This window comes from Caballeronia sp. A2-2, assembly GCF_057612605.2.
The window spans coordinates 435,718-450,129 of sequence record NZ_CM173618.1 but is presented as its reverse complement, the minus strand read 5'-3'; the positions used below and the strand labels follow the sequence as shown (position 1 = coordinate 450,129).

The following is a 14,412-nucleotide window of genomic DNA, read 5'->3' as shown; positions in this document are numbered from 1 at the left end:
GATCCACCAGAGCGCTTCTCAAGATCAATCTCACGGACGATAAGTCTACACGCGGAGCCATCTAAGGCTCCTACTGCAGGCAACATAACGCGCCGAATACAATTTTTACTCTCACCGAACAGCGCTTCTTGGCAGTCGCCGCATCGTGACTTGCTATTGGGTCACATACACGGAGAATCGCTCCAGCTGCGCTTCGCTATTAGAGATTTCTTCCAGCATCTCCTCTTTACCTTGTGCCACCATCAAATTTGCCAGCATTTGCGCTACTGCGATAGCAGGCAAGATTGATGGAACGAGGGAGGGGCTAGCGTTCGGAGCCAGCAGAATAGCGTGCGCACCCACAGCAATGGGTGAAACCGTGCTGTCCGTGACAGCTACAACTTTTGCTCCGCGATCGCGCGCATAGTCGCAAGCCTTCACTGCGGTTGCGGCATAGGGCGCCAGGCTAAAAGCAAGCAAGACATCTGCGTCACCAATCCTTCGCAATTCGTCAACAATTGTGCCGCCTACACCTGTAAGCAACGTTGTGTTGCCGCGGAACATTCCACACACGTAGTGAAAATAATAAGCCGCGGGAAAGAGACTTCTCAGCCCGAGTATATATATGGAGCGTGCCTGACCCAACAATTCCTCTGCCGATCGAAACGCCGAAGCATTCTGATTACCGAAAGTCTGGTCAAGGTTGGCGATCTCAGTGTTGAAAGCCTCAGCTAGGAGCGGATTCGCGTCATCCGGACGCGAACGGCGACGTAAGCTAGCAGCGCGCTTCAAAAAAGTGCTGTCTTGGTTCGACAGCCACTCTGTATAGACGGCTCGGAAAGCCTCGTAATTCTCGAAGCCCAGTACCCGTGCAAGTCTCAGCATGGAAGCCGGCTGCAAGCCGGCGTTCGACGAAAGCGAACGCATCGACAATAAGGCAACCTCTTTTGGTGCATCAAGAACGTAACGCGCAGCCGCACGCAGTTTCGGCGTAAGGCTCGAGAAGTTGCTCTTGATCAACTCCTCCAAGCTTTCCTTGTTCATCGCGCACTCCTGTGAGCCTGATTAACGCGCCAGTCAAATTTACCAAATGGTAAATCAGATCAGTTGAAACACGAACCCCTAAATAGGGATCGGTGCTTCGCTTCCAAGGCTACGTGCTCACCAAAGGCCCCAACGCCGCTTGTCCCGACCAACAACCCGCCAGATCGTTTTGGCGGGTAAACCCTCTAGTGCGCCGCACAATAGATCATGTGTGAAATTATTTTGATAAATTGAACAGATGTTGTATCGTGAGCAGCAAGCTAGGCAGGCAAATTTATGGAGGTAACGTGGTGCGCGAGAAAGACGTGGTCATGCATACATGGTGCATTCAAACCACATGGAATGCGCCGACGATTGTCGGCGGTCGGGGTGCGTTGTTTGTTGACGAGCAGGGCCGCGAATATATCGACATGAGTAGTTTGGCCGAGTCGAACAACCTTGGGCATCAACACCCTCGTGTCATCGCGGCGATCAAAAAGCAAGCAGAGGAGCTCTGTTTCGTTACCTCGGAGTGGGGTGCAAAAAGCCGAGCGGAGCTTGCGGCGCGCCTGCTTGAAGTCAGTGGCTTCGAAGGCGGACGAGTGTTCTTCACGCTAGGCGGAGCAGACGCGAACGAAAATGCAGTCAAATTCGCGCGCTGGGCTAGAGGGTTGCCCAATGGCAAAGTCATCACGCGCTATCGGTCGTATCACGGCGCATCGCCTTCGACAAGTGCACTGTCTGGCGACCCCCGGACGACTCAACAAGCTCCGGGAATGGCTGAAGTTGTCCACGTACCTCCGCCGTACTGCTATCGCTGCCCATTCAGCTTGAAGTACGGCGAATGCGGTATCAGGTGCGCCGACTACATTGATGACGTAGTAGGTTGGGAAAATCCTGGCACGATCGCTGCCGTCCTGATGGAGCCCAGTGCTGGTACTAATGGAATTATCGCGCCACCTGAGTACTGGCCAAAGTTGCGACGCTTAACTAGGAGTCATGCAATTCCGCTCATCGCCGACGAGGTAATGAGTGGTTTTGGCCGAACGGGACGATGGTTCGCCTGGCAACGTTACGGCGAGGCTGGCCGTCCTGACATGATGACCCTCGCGAAAGGGTTGACGGGCGGGCATCTGCCTTTGGGTGCGGTGGTCGTGTCAGCAGACATCTCTCGGAAGCTCGAGGGACAAATGTTGTACACGGGATTGACCTACAGCGGCCATCCGCTGTGTTGTGCTGCTGGATTGGCAGCAATCGAAACATACAAAGAGGAGCGGCTGATTGAGCGCGCGGAGGACATGGGCGCACTGCTTTGCGCTCGCCTGCGAGGCATGAAGTCACGCTTCAGGATGGTCGGCGACGTCCGCTGCGACGGCCTTTTTGCAATCATTGAGTTAGTTTCAGATCCTGAAACTGCAAAACCGGTTGTTCGATGGGGGGATACGTCCGCTCTCCTGCGCCGAATCGTCGATCGCGGTCGAGAGCGCGGCGTTTCGTTTGCAGTCAGAAGCAACCTCATAGTCATTGCACCACCGCTCAACATCGAAGAAGAACAGCTGCAATATGCGCTGGACGTTCTGGAGGAGTTGGTCGGCGAGTATGAAAAAGAGCTCTATCCAATAGCACAGGAGATTTGAAATGAGTGACTTCAAGCTCACTTATTCGACGATGTTTGATCCGCCAGCGGAACTGCATACCAATTTCGAAGCCGAGTTGGAAGCTGTCAATCAGCGACTCGGGGAAGAGTATGCAATGTACATCGATGGTCAATGGTCTGGCGGAACGTCTCATATTGAGGCTAGAAATCCTGCAAATAGGGCGAGTGTGCTCGGCCGTTTTGCACTAGCTAACACCGCCGATGTAGAGGCGGCCGTTCAAGCTGCAAAGCGGGCTCAGCGCGCTTGGAGTGCGACCCCCCTTGCCGAGCGGATCCGGCTGATGCGTCGCGTCGCCGAATTGGTACGTGCGCGGACCTACTCTATTGCGGTGGCCGTTTCGCTGGAGGTGGGAAAAAATCGAATGGAGGCGATCGGGAAGGTTGCCGAGGTCGCGGAATTTTTCGAGATCTATGCGCTCGCAATGGAGACGAACAACGGCTTCGACCGGAAGCTTCCGAACGACCCGATGCGCGATGTAGTGATTCGGAACCGCAGCGTGCTGAAGCCCTACGGTGTCTGGGCGGTGATCGCGCCGTTCAATTTTCCTTTCGCACTTGCTGGTGGCCCGACGGCGGCCGCGCTGGTTACTGGGAACACAGTCGTTCTGAAAGGCTCGACTGACACTCCATGGGCAGGATACCTGCTTGCGCAATGTATTCACGATGCCGGGATCCCCGCAGGCGTGTTCAACTACCTGGTGGGTGATGCTACGCCGGTGGGCGAGGCGCTTGTTAGCCATAAAGACATTGGCGGTGTTACGTTCACTGGATCGTACAAGGCGGGGATGAGTATCTCCCGTACACAAGCAGCCCAAAAGATTCCGCGTCCGATTATCGCAGAGATGGGCGGAAAAAATGCTGTGCTTGTCTCTGAGCATGCAGACATAGATGTAGCTGCACAGGGTATTGTCCGTTCTGCGTTCGGAATGTCCGGACAGAAGTGCTCGGCCCTATCGCGCATATATGTTCACGAAGCCGTAGCGGACAGTCTGATTGCCCGACTTCTCGCTGAAATGAAGAAGATCTCGATTGGTACTCCGCAAGCGGCCGCCAATTGGATCGGTCCCGTCACCACTCGGCGAGGATTCGATGGCTTCAAAGAGTTTTGCGGACAACTGCGTGAAAACGGTTCAACTATCCTTGCGGGCGGCAATACACTGACAGACGCGGGATTCGCAGAAGGCTTCTTTTGCGAGCCGACTTTGGCTGAGAGCCCACTCAACCATCCGCTGTGGCAGACGGAAATGTTCGCCCCAATCGTAATGCTGGCCAGGGTAAGCAGTTCGGAGCAAGGCTTGGATCTGCTGAACAGAAGCGACTTTGGTTTGACGGCAGGATTCTATGGATCGGAAGCGGAAGTTGACTGGTTCTTTGAGAACGTAGAGGCGGGAGTTACTTACGCAAATCGCCCTCAGGGAGCAACAACTGGAGCGTGGCCGGGCTACCAGCCGTTCGGTGGATGGAAGGGATCGGGCACTACGGGCAAGGCTATCGCGTCTGACTACTATCTCCCAATGTATATGAGGGAGCAGTCTCAAACCCGAATTCATCCACAAATCTAATAGACATAAGGAAGACACATGAAATCCGAACATATCAAAACCAAACTGCCAGGCCCGAAGGCAAAAGCTATGCTGGCCCGGGATCTGGCGGTTGTCTCCCCCTCGTATCCGCGTGACTATGAATTCGTTATGAGTCACGGGCGCGACACCGAGGTTTGGGACGTCGATGGCAATAGGTTCATTGACTTTGCGGCGGGCATTGCCGTTTGCTCGACAGGCCATGCGCACCCGGATGTGGTCAATGCAATCAAGGGAGCGACCGATCACTTCCTCCATATCTCTTCGGACTATTGGCACGAGGAACAGATCGCTTTGGCTGAGCTGGTTGCTGAAATTGCGCCGTTCGGTGAGCCAGCAATGAGTTTTTTCTGTAATTCAGGCACAGAAGCCGTCGAAGGCGCATTGAAGTTGGCGCGCAGCGTGACTGGTCGCCAACGGTTCATCGGTTTTCTTGGTGGGTTTCATGGCCGGACGATGGGCTCGCTGTCTTTCACGGCGAGTAAATACACCCAACAAGTTGGCTTCTTCCCCACGATGCCTGGGGTGACGCATGTGCCTTATCCGAATAACTATCGCCCCTTGCTCGCGGGTGCAGACCAAGGGAAGGCCGTACTGGACTACATCGAGAACGTGCTCTTCCAGAGCAACGTTCCGGCCAACGAAGTGGCTGGCATTCTTGTAGAGCCCATTCAAGGCGAGGGCGGTTATCTGGTTCCGCCCGACGGCTTTCTTGCAGGCCTGCGAGCGCTCTGTGACCGTCACGGCATTTTGCTGATTGCGGATGAGGTTCAAGCTGGTGCCGGCCGCACTGGGAAAATGTTTGCATGCGAGCACTGGAACGTGCGGCCGGACATTGTCACGATGGCGAAGGGGCTGGGCTCCGGAATGCCCATTGGTCTCGTCGCCGCTAAACGCTCGATTATGAGTCAGTGGAAGCGTGGCGCACACGGAAACACGTATGGTGGAAATCCCGTGTGTTGTGCCGCTGCTTCCGCCACATTGCGCCTTGTACGAAACGGCCTCATGGAAAACGCTGCGCAAATGGGCGAGTACATGATGGGTCGTCTGCGCGAACTCCAGACGCGTTACCCCGACGTAATCGGCGAGGTTCGCGGCAAAGGCTTGATGATCGGCGTTGAGTTGATTGAGGGCCGTAGCACGCGCACGCCGGCGAAGAAGCTGGCAAATGATCTTCTGACACAGGCTTGGCGGAACGGGCTGCTTTTGCTCACGTGCGGAGCGAGCACGCTGCGCCTCATGCCGCCACTTACGGTCTCGAAAACCATCGCTGATGAAGCGCTCACAATCCTGGAAGAGTCGCTGAAAGAGCTTCTCTAAGGCAGCAAGCACTGACCGGGGTCCACCGGTCAGCTAAAACTAGATCTCAGTGGAGTGCGATATGAAAATGATGAAGTTTGCGTCTGCCGTACTTGCTCTTTCCTTGTCAATGGGCGCTTATGCCAAGTCTTGGACAGACATTCGTTTGGGCGTCGAAGGTGCGTATCCTCCGTTCAATGAAATGGGCGGCGATGGGAAGCCTAAGGGATTCGACGTAGATATTGGGAACGCCTTGTGTGCGCAGATGCATGCAAAGTGTACTTGGGTAGTGCAAGATTGGGACGGAATGATCCCGGCACTGTCCAGTCGGAAATTCGACGCAATCCTTTCGTCCATGACGATCACCAATGAACGTAAGGAAAAGATTTCATTTACCGACAAGTACTATGCTGCTAGTGCTCGGTTAGTCGCTGCGAAGGGCGCAACATTCGATGCAGCGAAACCTGCGACCTTGGCCGGGAAGCGTGTCGGTGTGCAACGCTCGACGCCGCATGAAGCATTTGCAAACGCCGTCTTGGCTCCGGCGGGTGCGACGGTCGTTTCTTACCCGACACAAGACGAGGTATTCGCTGATCTCCGCACAGGGCGCATCGATGCCTCTCTGCAAGATACGCCTCTCGCCGCTTCCAGCTTCTTGAAGACTCCGGATGGGTCCGCATTCGGTTTCGCGGGTCATGCCGTTGACGATCCGAAGTACTTTGGCAGTGGCGTTGGCATTGGCGTACGAAAGACTGATCCCGACCTGGTCAATCAACTCAACCAAGCTCTCGCACAGATTCGGGCGAACGGCGTCTATGAGCAGATCGCGAAACGTTATTTCACGTTCGATATCTACACCGGCAACTAACGTCGCGTTAAGCCGATTATGAAAGATCGGCTATACGCAACTTCTTGCGTGGACAAGATGACGTAGATTCAGGAGACAAGAATGCTTTACGGCTATAGCGACGCCGTCATCACCGGGGCGGTCGTCACCATCAAGGTAGCGTTCGGAGCATTGATTATTGCTTTCGTGCTTGGGCTCGCTACCGCGGCGGCCGGGACATCACGGAATGGCGTACTGATTGCGGTTGCCAAAACCTACACGAGCCTGGCTCGATGTGCGCCGGACTTTGTTTGGCTATTGTTTCTCTATTACGGCGGCCAGGCTTTACTCAATACCGTCGTCGAAAAAGTTTCACCCGACACCCATGTCGACATTGATGCGTTCACGGCTAGCGTCACAATCCTAGGATTGGTCTATGGAGGCTACCTTGCCGAGACGTTTCGAGGAGCGATTCTCGCAGTGTCAAAAGGGCAGATGGAGGCGGGTTACGCTTTTGGATTGCGCCGGTCGACGGTCATGTTTCGCATCTTGTTCCCACAGATGATGCGGTTTGCCTTGCCGGGTATCAGCAATAATTGGCTTGTGCTTGTAAAAGCCTCTGCTATCACGTCCATGGTAAGTCTGAATGAGCTCGTGTTCTTATCAACGGCAGCTGGTCGTGCGACACATCACCTTTTGATTTTCTTCTGTGTCGCAGGGTTAGTTTACCTCACCATAACGAGTGTGTCGCTATGGCTGTTGCGTGGATTAAACCACCGTTACTCGCTTGGTACCCGTGAGGTGGTGCTTTGAACTTCAACATTGTCTTCGACAACCTTGCGATGTTCTTGTGGGGTAGCAACGGCGTTACATCCGGTTTGCTTCTCACCGTCGAGCTTCTACTCACCTCCCTGCTTTTAGGGTTCCTGCTCGCGTTGCCGCTCACTGTCATGCGCGTTTCCAAGCGAGTCTGGGTAAGCGGTCCGGTATGGATGTTTACCTATGTGTTTAGAGGCACTCCGTTGCTGATACAGCTGTACGTGATCTATTACGGTCTTGCCGAAATCAGCTTCGTCCGGGAGAGCTGGGCGTGGACGTTTTTGCGCAATGCCCATATTTGTGCGTGGCTTGCTTTCAGTCTGAACACCGCCGCCTACACATGTGAAATATTCGCTGGCTCGCTTCGTTCTACCGCGCCAGGAGAGGTTGAAGCGGCAGTTGCGTATGGTATGAGCTGGTGGGGAAGGATGCGCTACGTGCTGCTTCCCGGTGCACTCAGAAGGGCGCTTCCAGCTTACAGTAATGAAGTGATTTTCACCTTGCATGGCACAGCCTTGGCATCGGCGGTTACGCTTTACGACTTGGCTGGAGTAGCTCGCGCAGTCAGTATGAGATACGCCGCTCCTTACGAGCCGTACATAGCAGCCCTTATTTTGTACGCAGTGTCTACATTTACTCTCTTCCAGATCTTTCGTATGGCAGAGAAGAAATGGATGCGCCATTTGACCGTAAGCCACGGCTCGCAGTCTTCAAAAAAGCGTGCTTCCAGCAAGTCGCCACAACCAAGTGAAAAGTCGTCGTTAAACGCTTTCCATAGTCACGAGGGTAATGATGTCCGCTCTTGAGCTTGTTAATATCCACAAACGCTTCGGCGATCACGAAGTGCTTAAGGGCGTTTCGATCAGCGCTTCGCGCGGTGACGTAATCAGCATCATTGGCTCGAGTGGATCCGGTAAGAGTACGCTGCTTCGCTGCATTAATCTGCTTGAGCATCCGTCGGAAGGAAGCATCACTGTCGGAGGTGAGGAGATCCGTTTGCGACCGACCCGCGACGGCCTAACCGCAGTCGACCGCCGACAGCTTGAGCGCATGCGGACCCGTCTCGCCATGGTCTTCCAGCACTTCAATCTTTGGGCACATCTGACCGTAGCAGAGAACATTATGTTAGCGCCGATGCGCGTCCAGAATGTATCTCGCGGTGAAGCTCAGAGGACTGCTCGGGAGATGTTGGCGAAGGTCAAACTGGATCCTGACAAGGTGATGGACTCTTATCCATCTCAACTGTCAGGGGGCATGCAGCAGCGAGTTGCGATCGCGCGTGCTTTGGCTGTTGACCCACAGGTCCTACTTTTCGACGAGCCCACGTCAGCGCTTGATCCTGAGCTGGTCGGAGAGGTGCTTGGCGTGATGAAAGATCTCGCACGCGAGGGTCGGACGATGGTGGTGGTTACGCACGAAATGGCGTTCGCGCGTGAAGTGTCGCAGAAAGTGGTTTTTCTACATCAGGGCGTCGTCGATGAGGAAGGGGCGCCAAGCGAAGTTCTTACTAACGGAAAAAGCGAACGGCTTCAGCAATTCTTGCGGGGCGCGCTTAAGTAACAGTGAGATAAGTAGAGGGACGTGGTGCGAGTCCGATCTCGCACCCACCATTTGCGTTTTAGAGTAATGGTCCTCTTGGTTCTGCGTGCCAGAAACCCAGAGTTGAACTTGCTCGAGAGACGCGAGATGTTCAGGATGACGCTAGTGGGAGTATTGCTTATCGACTTTGTGGGAGTTTGTGATGGCATTCGAAGCAATCATAGCAAACATGGATTTGCTATGGAGTAATGCGCTAAGCGGAGACGCTTCTTCGCGAGAAAAAGAGTCCTTGAACAAGTTCCTTTCACAGGTACGCGATGAGGGCTATCCGGTCTTGCTGTTAAGCGATTTTGATGCCGAAAAGCTTAATAACGCGATCAGCGAGACATTGGGCCACAGTGGCGTAACAGAATTCTCCGCAATCTTATCAGCAGTCAGCCACGGACCACGGTTTGCTGTTGCGATCCAAACGCTTTCAGTCCCAGCGGACCGGATAATTGCCATTGGCATGGATGAGCACGAGATGGAGGAAGCTCGCAACGCCGGCATAAGCAGCTTCGTCAGTCTAAATCAAGCGCTAACTGATTCATCGGCAATTTTCTAGCGCTCGTCACCATCGAGCCCTCAGAGCAATGAATCTGACGAGTCAGGACAAGAAGATCCATTGTGAGACTCGTATTGATGTAAGTTGGCAAAGCGAACAGGAGTGAAGCAGTGACTGAATCCAAACATAATGCCTTTCCCGATTTTGGTCTCACCCCTGCCCAGCAAGTTGCCGCTGTTCGCGAGCATCGCTACGAGTACCAAGGTATGGACGGGCACCGCGGCGAGATTTGGTGCTATACCGACCGCTATTCATATCAGCCTGGCTCACTGGTAACGTTGTATGTTAGTTCCACATCGCCAACGTACGAGCTCAATATCGTCCGCGACGGAGCAGTTGAAACGAATGTGCTCCGCGAAACCGAGCTGAAAGCGAATTGGCAACCCGTCAGCGAGCAATGTTCCGTACTAGGCTGCGGATGGAGTGAGTCATTCCAATTCGCGATACCTTCTTCTTGGTCTTCGGGCGGGTATCGCATCACGTTGAAAGCAGATGGCCTGGACGGCGGACTCATCGAGTGCCATCACTTTTTTATCGTGCGCCCCCCGCTTGGCAAGCGATCAGGACGGTATCTGCAAGTGGCCGCTACAGGGACATGGACGGCCTACAACACTTGGGGAGGCTCAAACCATTATGAAGGATTTACTGGGCCAGATAAGAACCTTTACGCGACCGCGGTGAGCACTCAACGTCCGTGGGGCAGGGGCTTCATTAGCCTGCCTCCAGACGCTCCAAGGGTTCCATTGAAATTTGCGACGCCATTGGGTACTAGGCCGAGGTATCCCCACATGGAGTGGGCATATGCACATGGCTACTCAAAGAAATACGCGTCCGCCGGTTGGGCAACCTACGACAGCCATTTTTTTCGTTGGGCCGAACGTCACGGTTTCGGTGTCGATTTAGTAAGTCAGCACGACCTTCACTTCGAGCCCGAAATACTCGACGGCTATGACTGTGTCGCGTTTGTTGGTCACGATGAGTATTGGACGTGGGAGATGCGCGACGCCGTCGATAGCTACGTCGAGCGCGGCGGCAAAGTGGCGCGTTTCGCTGGAAACTTCATGTGGCAGGCACGTCTTGAGGATGAAGGGAGACGGCATGTTTGCTTTAAGTACCGAGCGCGCGACGAAGACCCGATATACCGGAGTGACGTCAAGCATAGGACGACGACCGCTTGGGAGGCGCCCGAGATTCAACGGCCGGGCGCTCTGACTTTCGGTCTCAATGCAACGAATGGCATATATGCCGGCTGGGGCGGCTGCGCGGCGCGCGGTGTACGAGGGTTTCCAGTTTATCGCCCAGAGCATTGGGCCTTCAAAGGGACTGGGCTCTACTATGGAGATTTGCTCGGGGCTGACGCACAAGTCTACGGCTATGAGGTAGACGGTCTTGATTATGTGATCAGAGGCGGGCTTCCGTATCCTTCGTCAAGATCTGGGGCGCCAGGAGGGTTAGTCATTCTTGCGTTGGGGGTGGCCTCGCTGATAGAGGAGAGCGCCGACCTTGTGATGGAAAGTTCGTTTCTCGCAGACGACGACGCTAGGTTCGTCGCAGAGACAACGCTCGGCGGCACAACGCGCGGAAATTTAGATCGCGTCAAGAGAGGCTCGGGAATGATCGTGAATTTCAGTAGAGGGAAGGGCGAGGTCTTTCATGCGGGAAGTTGTGAGTGGGTCGCAGGTTTGAAAAGCGAAGATCCCATGGTTACTCGCGTCACAGCAAATGTGCTCGAGAAATATCTGGCATCTGACTGACCTCGATGTCGGAGATCATGTGCTTTTCGCGGAGTACATGTGCTTTCTGTTATACGGACCGGCACGTGTTTGACCTAGCCTGTACTTCTTTCTCCATCGGATTACTTCTGTCTCACTGGAATATTGAGCAACTATTGGCGCGGTTGTCGGCGGGTGGCCGTTTTATCAAGCCCATCCTGAACTTTTTACGGAAAATCAAGCCTCGATGAATAGATCTCAAAAGAGTGTTGGATGTACCCGCTTGGTAAAAAATGATTTGGCGAATCCGGAAAGCGAAATGAAGTCTGGAAAGCCTGCTCAAAATTGGGCTTGGTCTACAAAGAGTCATTTCGACTGGATGGACATCCATGCTCCGTGGACTGACATTGACATGGCGGACCATTCAATTTGCCAAACATCGATTGGGCTCTTAGGGCCGGTCTAAGATACGTAGCGGAGGGCGTGAACATCCACGCGAAAACCTTGGGGAGCGCGTTGCAGTATCGGGCTAGTTGAACCAAAACGAGGCAACGAATAAAGATCAAAACCGTAGATATTTTCGATGTGGAGGCTGTCGCGCCGTTGTTCGACCAATACCGAGAATTTTACGGTGAACGCGGGGATCTGGAGGCAAGCAAACGATTTCTATATGAGCGCGTTGTCAATCAACAGTCAATTATCTTGCTGGCGCAAGGCGATGCCGAGTCGGCTTTGGGCTTTACGCAACTTTATCCGTTCTTTTCGTCCGTGTCGCTTCGCAAGAAATTCATTTTGAATGATCTGTTTGTGGTGGCGGGCGCGCGGGAAATGGGTGTCGGCACGGCGCTACTGGACCGCGCCAAGGCTCTTGCGATAGCTGCCGGGGCCCTCTCGTTGACCCTTTCAACGTCGGTCAGCAATCACACGGCTCAGAGTCTGTATTGTGCAAACGGCTGGCAGCAGGACAAAAAGTTTTTCAACTTCGACTTCACACTCGAGAGTTGACCACGCTGCGGCGCGAAAGCGCTGCCGGCAAACGGAGGCAACAGCAGCGAACTGTTCGCCGTTTGCATAGTTGGTTGATTGAACTCGGCGCTCGAAGTACGCCTCCGATACTTTTACAAATATTTAATTCTTTATTGTTCTGCTTTCTGCGAGGTTTCGGAGGCAAGCTGCTCATGTACGTCATGGGATATAGCCAGCAGTTGCGTTCGAGAAATGGCGCCCGAAACTGCATACCCGAAACTCCCATCAACCCAATAAAACACGTTCACCAAACCTTCTTGATACAGCTTGAACGCGGTAACATCGGGGCTTTGCTTGCGACGCGACACATTCAACGTGATGCGTTCGCCCGCAGCATTGTGGTACATAAACTGGGCAATTGGCCCCTCGTCTCCGGGCAATAGGCGACCGCCCATGAGGCTGAAGCCCACGCGCGTAAGCACTGGCGCATGCACGTCAGTCCCAAGCCGGTTTGACAACCACGTTATTAGTTCATGCTCTTGTTCCGCGCCCACTTCGACAGGGCGTGTGACCATCGGCGCATATGTGACATAAGCGATGGCCGATTGTCGCGCAAATGATTCATCCCGGGACAAGCTAACGCGATTGAACGGGGCACCGGTTTCGTTAGGCATTAACATGTTGCGCGCCGTCTGGCTAAGCATGCCGCCAGCGCCTATGCCCACACCTAGCAGTAATGCGGCCGCAAGCCCTGCAAAGCGCGGCCAGTTGGATGAAACGGCACGGCCGAAACCGACTTGCTTAGGCGTCGGTGTACATAAAGCAGCAAGACGTTGCGGAATCGGTTCCTGCAGCGCATGATCGTATCGCGCGTGCAGCATCGTGGTGAGCGAGATGTAGTCACTGGCGCGGCTTGCCAGTTCGTCGTCAGATTGAAAAAGCAGTTCGATCTCGTCGCGCCGTTGTTGATCGAGTGCGCCATCAACATAGGCATGGATTTCGTCTTTGCTAATAGAGGTCGATTGTCTGTTCATCGCACCACCTTCAGTTGAGGGCTCTGCCGTGTGCCCGCCATCAATGCGCGAAGCCGATCACGCCCGCGTGACAGCCGCGACATCACCGTGCCAAGCGGTATATCGAGGGCGAGGGCCACCTCGGCATAACTCATCTCTTCAAGGCCAACCAGGAGCACCACTTGACGTTGTTCCACCGGTAAGCGCTGCAGTGCGTAGTCTAGGTCACGCATTTCCAGTGACTGCGTGACGCGACTCGCTACCGCAAACTCGTTTTCACTGAGCGGGTCTTCGTCGACGGAGACGTGAACAGCCCGTGCAGAGGTGCGCCGACTTTGGTTGGCAAAGACATTGTGCATAATGGTAAAGAGCCAAGCACGCAAATCAGTGCCTGAGTGAAACTTTTCTGTATTACGCAATGCGCGTTCGAGTGTGTCCTGTACAAGATCATCAGCAAGTTCCTGGTTGCGGACGAGAGCACGCGAATATCGTCGTAGACGCGGCACGTGATCGATAAGTTGATCGCGCACGGTCATCGCCCATCCTCAGTGCTAATTGATATGAGCGAGACCATGACGACAATGCCGATGTTCCGCACACTAGAATGAATAAGCGTGCTCACAAAGCCTCCTGCAAATCCACCGCCGCATAAGTCACCGTTTGCCTACGTGTGGACCAGTAATCGTGCGCCCTGCGAGCTATCAAGTCCATTCAAAAATGCCGGCTCTGGGCGATGATGTGCTGGTCGGCCTCTTGCAAAGGGCGCTCGCGAAAGCGCGTACAACAGCACGAGCTGGCTATGCGCGCGCCATGTTATATGATGACGCTGGCCTTCGAGAACTCGCGGAGCATCATGGTTCCGTACGAATGGCACAAAAGCCAGCGGAGAAAAGCCCGACGCGTCATGAACGTGCGTAGACGTAGCGTTGAAAAAGCCCGGAAAGCTTTTCGACGATTGCACACGCACATTACAGCAGCACGTTGACATGCAAGTCACCAGCGATCAGGACCCCGCGTAGAGATTGCAGAAGCTGTAAGGACCGACGCATTGCGACGCGCCGATTTTTGTGCCCATATTGCCGGTTGGCCTCTCAGCGTGGCTGCCGTTCGCGACGGCGCCATAAGCGTTCATGTCGGCTGCTACGGGCCTCGCCACTTGATTCTGGTAGATGATTCCAATTTCCGGATACGAAGCATTGGTGACGAGTTGCGAGCCGCTCTGTTCTGCCTGTACGAGTTGCGCACGAACGTCGGCACGTGTGAGGCTCTGCGCCGAAGCGCCCGTCGCCAGAATGAGAGCGCTGCTCAGAATCGCGATTTTTGCGGTATACATGTGAACCCCTTTTGGTTGCGTTAGTAGACTTACATTGAGGTGAACAAAGTGGGGGATCGATT

At 54.3% G+C, this 14,412-nt stretch carries 14 protein-coding genes; 10 read left to right on the top strand and 4 right to left on the bottom strand.

The genetic code is table 11. The features are described 5' to 3' along the window. Window positions 1-153: 153 nt before the first annotated feature. A complete protein-coding gene (locus ACZCWR_RS25610) occupies window positions 154-1,023 on the bottom strand; it encodes a MurR/RpiR family transcriptional regulator (RefSeq protein WP_487305827.1) in 870 nt (289 codons plus the stop codon). Between the two features lie 287 nt (window positions 1,024-1,310). Between ACZCWR_RS25610 and ACZCWR_RS25605 the strand changes: the two genes are divergently transcribed. The 10 genes from ACZCWR_RS25605 to ACZCWR_RS25560 all read left to right on the top strand — a co-directional run bounded on the left by ACZCWR_RS25605 (window position 1,311) and on the right by ACZCWR_RS25560 (window position 12,043). Continuing rightward, entirely contained in the window at window positions 1,311-2,639 is a 1,329-nt protein-coding gene (locus ACZCWR_RS25605) for an aminotransferase family protein (protein ID WP_487305826.1), read from the top strand. 1 nt (window position 2,640) lies between these two features. Then, window positions 2,641-4,221 carry an aldehyde dehydrogenase family protein gene (locus ACZCWR_RS25600; RefSeq protein ID WP_487305825.1) on the top strand — a complete coding sequence of 527 codons (1,581 nt, stop codon included), beginning with the start codon at window positions 2,641-2,643 and terminating at the stop codon, window positions 4,219-4,221. An 18-nt stretch (window positions 4,222-4,239) separates the two neighbouring features. After that, window positions 4,240-5,559: an acetyl ornithine aminotransferase family protein gene (locus tag ACZCWR_RS25595; protein ID WP_487305824.1), complete on the top strand. Its 1,320-nt coding sequence runs from the start codon at window positions 4,240-4,242 to the stop codon at window positions 5,557-5,559. 61 nt (window positions 5,560-5,620) lie between these two features. Then, window positions 5,621-6,406, top strand: a complete 786-nt coding sequence (locus ACZCWR_RS25590) for an ABC transporter substrate-binding protein (protein ID WP_487305823.1) — start codon at window positions 5,621-5,623, stop codon at window positions 6,404-6,406. An 81-nt stretch (window positions 6,407-6,487) separates the two neighbouring features. Beyond that, window positions 6,488-7,177, top strand: coding sequence for an ABC transporter permease (locus ACZCWR_RS25585; RefSeq protein ID WP_487305822.1), 690 nt, complete (start codon window positions 6,488-6,490; stop codon window positions 7,175-7,177). After that, on the top strand, window positions 7,174-7,989 hold the full coding sequence (locus ACZCWR_RS25580; RefSeq protein ID WP_488876522.1) for an ABC transporter permease: 816 nt from the start codon (window positions 7,174-7,176) through the stop codon (window positions 7,987-7,989). Before ACZCWR_RS25585 ends, ACZCWR_RS25580 begins: the two co-directional genes overlap by 4 nt. Further along, complete coding sequence (locus tag ACZCWR_RS25575; protein WP_487306146.1) at window positions 7,976-8,743, top strand: ATP-binding cassette domain-containing protein; 768 nt, start codon at window positions 7,976-7,978, stop codon at window positions 8,741-8,743. The genes ACZCWR_RS25580 and ACZCWR_RS25575 overlap by 14 nt, the downstream gene beginning before the upstream one ends. 181 nt (window positions 8,744-8,924) lie before the next feature. Continuing rightward, window positions 8,925-9,326 (top strand): HAD family hydrolase, encoded by a 402-nt coding sequence (locus tag ACZCWR_RS25570; protein ID WP_487305821.1) that lies wholly within the window; start codon window positions 8,925-8,927, stop codon window positions 9,324-9,326. 110 nt (window positions 9,327-9,436) lie between these two features. Further along, window positions 9,437-11,080 (top strand): N,N-dimethylformamidase beta subunit family domain-containing protein, encoded by a 1,644-nt coding sequence (locus tag ACZCWR_RS25565; RefSeq protein WP_487305820.1) that lies wholly within the window; start codon window positions 9,437-9,439, stop codon window positions 11,078-11,080. A gap of 561 nt (window positions 11,081-11,641) precedes the next feature. Then, window positions 11,642-12,043: a GNAT family N-acetyltransferase gene (locus tag ACZCWR_RS25560; protein ID WP_487305819.1), complete on the top strand. Its 402-nt coding sequence runs from the start codon at window positions 11,642-11,644 to the stop codon at window positions 12,041-12,043. Window positions 12,044-12,174: 131 nt separating this feature from the next. On the opposite strand, the gene ACZCWR_RS25555 is transcribed toward ACZCWR_RS25560, so the two are convergent. The 3 genes from ACZCWR_RS25555 to ACZCWR_RS25545 all read right to left on the bottom strand — a co-directional run bounded on the left by ACZCWR_RS25555 (window position 12,175) and on the right by ACZCWR_RS25545 (window position 14,350). Then, window positions 12,175-13,038: an anti-sigma factor family protein gene (locus ACZCWR_RS25555; protein ID WP_487305818.1), complete on the bottom strand. Its 864-nt coding sequence runs from the start codon at window positions 13,036-13,038 to the stop codon at window positions 12,175-12,177. Further along, the gene (locus ACZCWR_RS25550) at window positions 13,035-13,553 is read right to left on the bottom strand and encodes an RNA polymerase sigma factor (protein WP_487305817.1); all 519 of its coding nucleotides are present in this window, start codon (window positions 13,551-13,553) and stop codon (window positions 13,035-13,037) included. Before ACZCWR_RS25550 ends, ACZCWR_RS25555 begins: the two co-directional genes overlap by 4 nt. 467 nt (window positions 13,554-14,020) lie before the next feature. After that, window positions 14,021-14,350, bottom strand: a complete 330-nt coding sequence (locus ACZCWR_RS25545; RefSeq protein ID WP_487305816.1) for a DUF4148 domain-containing protein — start codon at window positions 14,348-14,350, stop codon at window positions 14,021-14,023. Window positions 14,351-14,412: the final 62 nt, after the last annotated feature.

Bases quoted from the DNA above. Each gene is read 5' to 3' on its own strand.
- ACZCWR_RS25590 (WP_487305823.1), top strand. From the start codon at position 5,621: ATGAAAATGATGAAGTTTGCGTCTGCCGTACTTGCTCTTTCCTTGTCA.
- ACZCWR_RS25585 (WP_487305822.1), top strand. From the start codon at position 6,488: ATGCTTTACGGCTATAGCGACGCCGTCATCACCGGGGCGGTCGTCACC.
- ACZCWR_RS25610 (WP_487305827.1), bottom strand. From the start codon at position 1,023: ATGAACAAGGAAAGCTTGGAGGAGTTGATCAAGAGCAACTTCTCGAGC.
- ACZCWR_RS25600 (WP_487305825.1), top strand. From the start codon at position 2,641: ATGAGTGACTTCAAGCTCACTTATTCGACGATGTTTGATCCGCCAGCG.
- ACZCWR_RS25550 (WP_487305817.1), bottom strand. From the start codon at position 13,553: ATGACCGTGCGCGATCAACTTATCGATCACGTGCCGCGTCTACGACGA.
- ACZCWR_RS25555 (WP_487305818.1), bottom strand. From the start codon at position 13,038: ATGAACAGACAATCGACCTCTATTAGCAAAGACGAAATCCATGCCTAT.
- ACZCWR_RS25595 (WP_487305824.1), top strand. From the start codon at position 4,240: ATGAAATCCGAACATATCAAAACCAAACTGCCAGGCCCGAAGGCAAAA.
- ACZCWR_RS25575 (WP_487306146.1), top strand. From the start codon at position 7,976: ATGTCCGCTCTTGAGCTTGTTAATATCCACAAACGCTTCGGCGATCAC.
- ACZCWR_RS25570 (WP_487305821.1), top strand. From the start codon at position 8,925: ATGGCATTCGAAGCAATCATAGCAAACATGGATTTGCTATGGAGTAAT.
- ACZCWR_RS25545 (WP_487305816.1), bottom strand. From the start codon at position 14,350: ATGTATACCGCAAAAATCGCGATTCTGAGCAGCGCTCTCATTCTGGCG.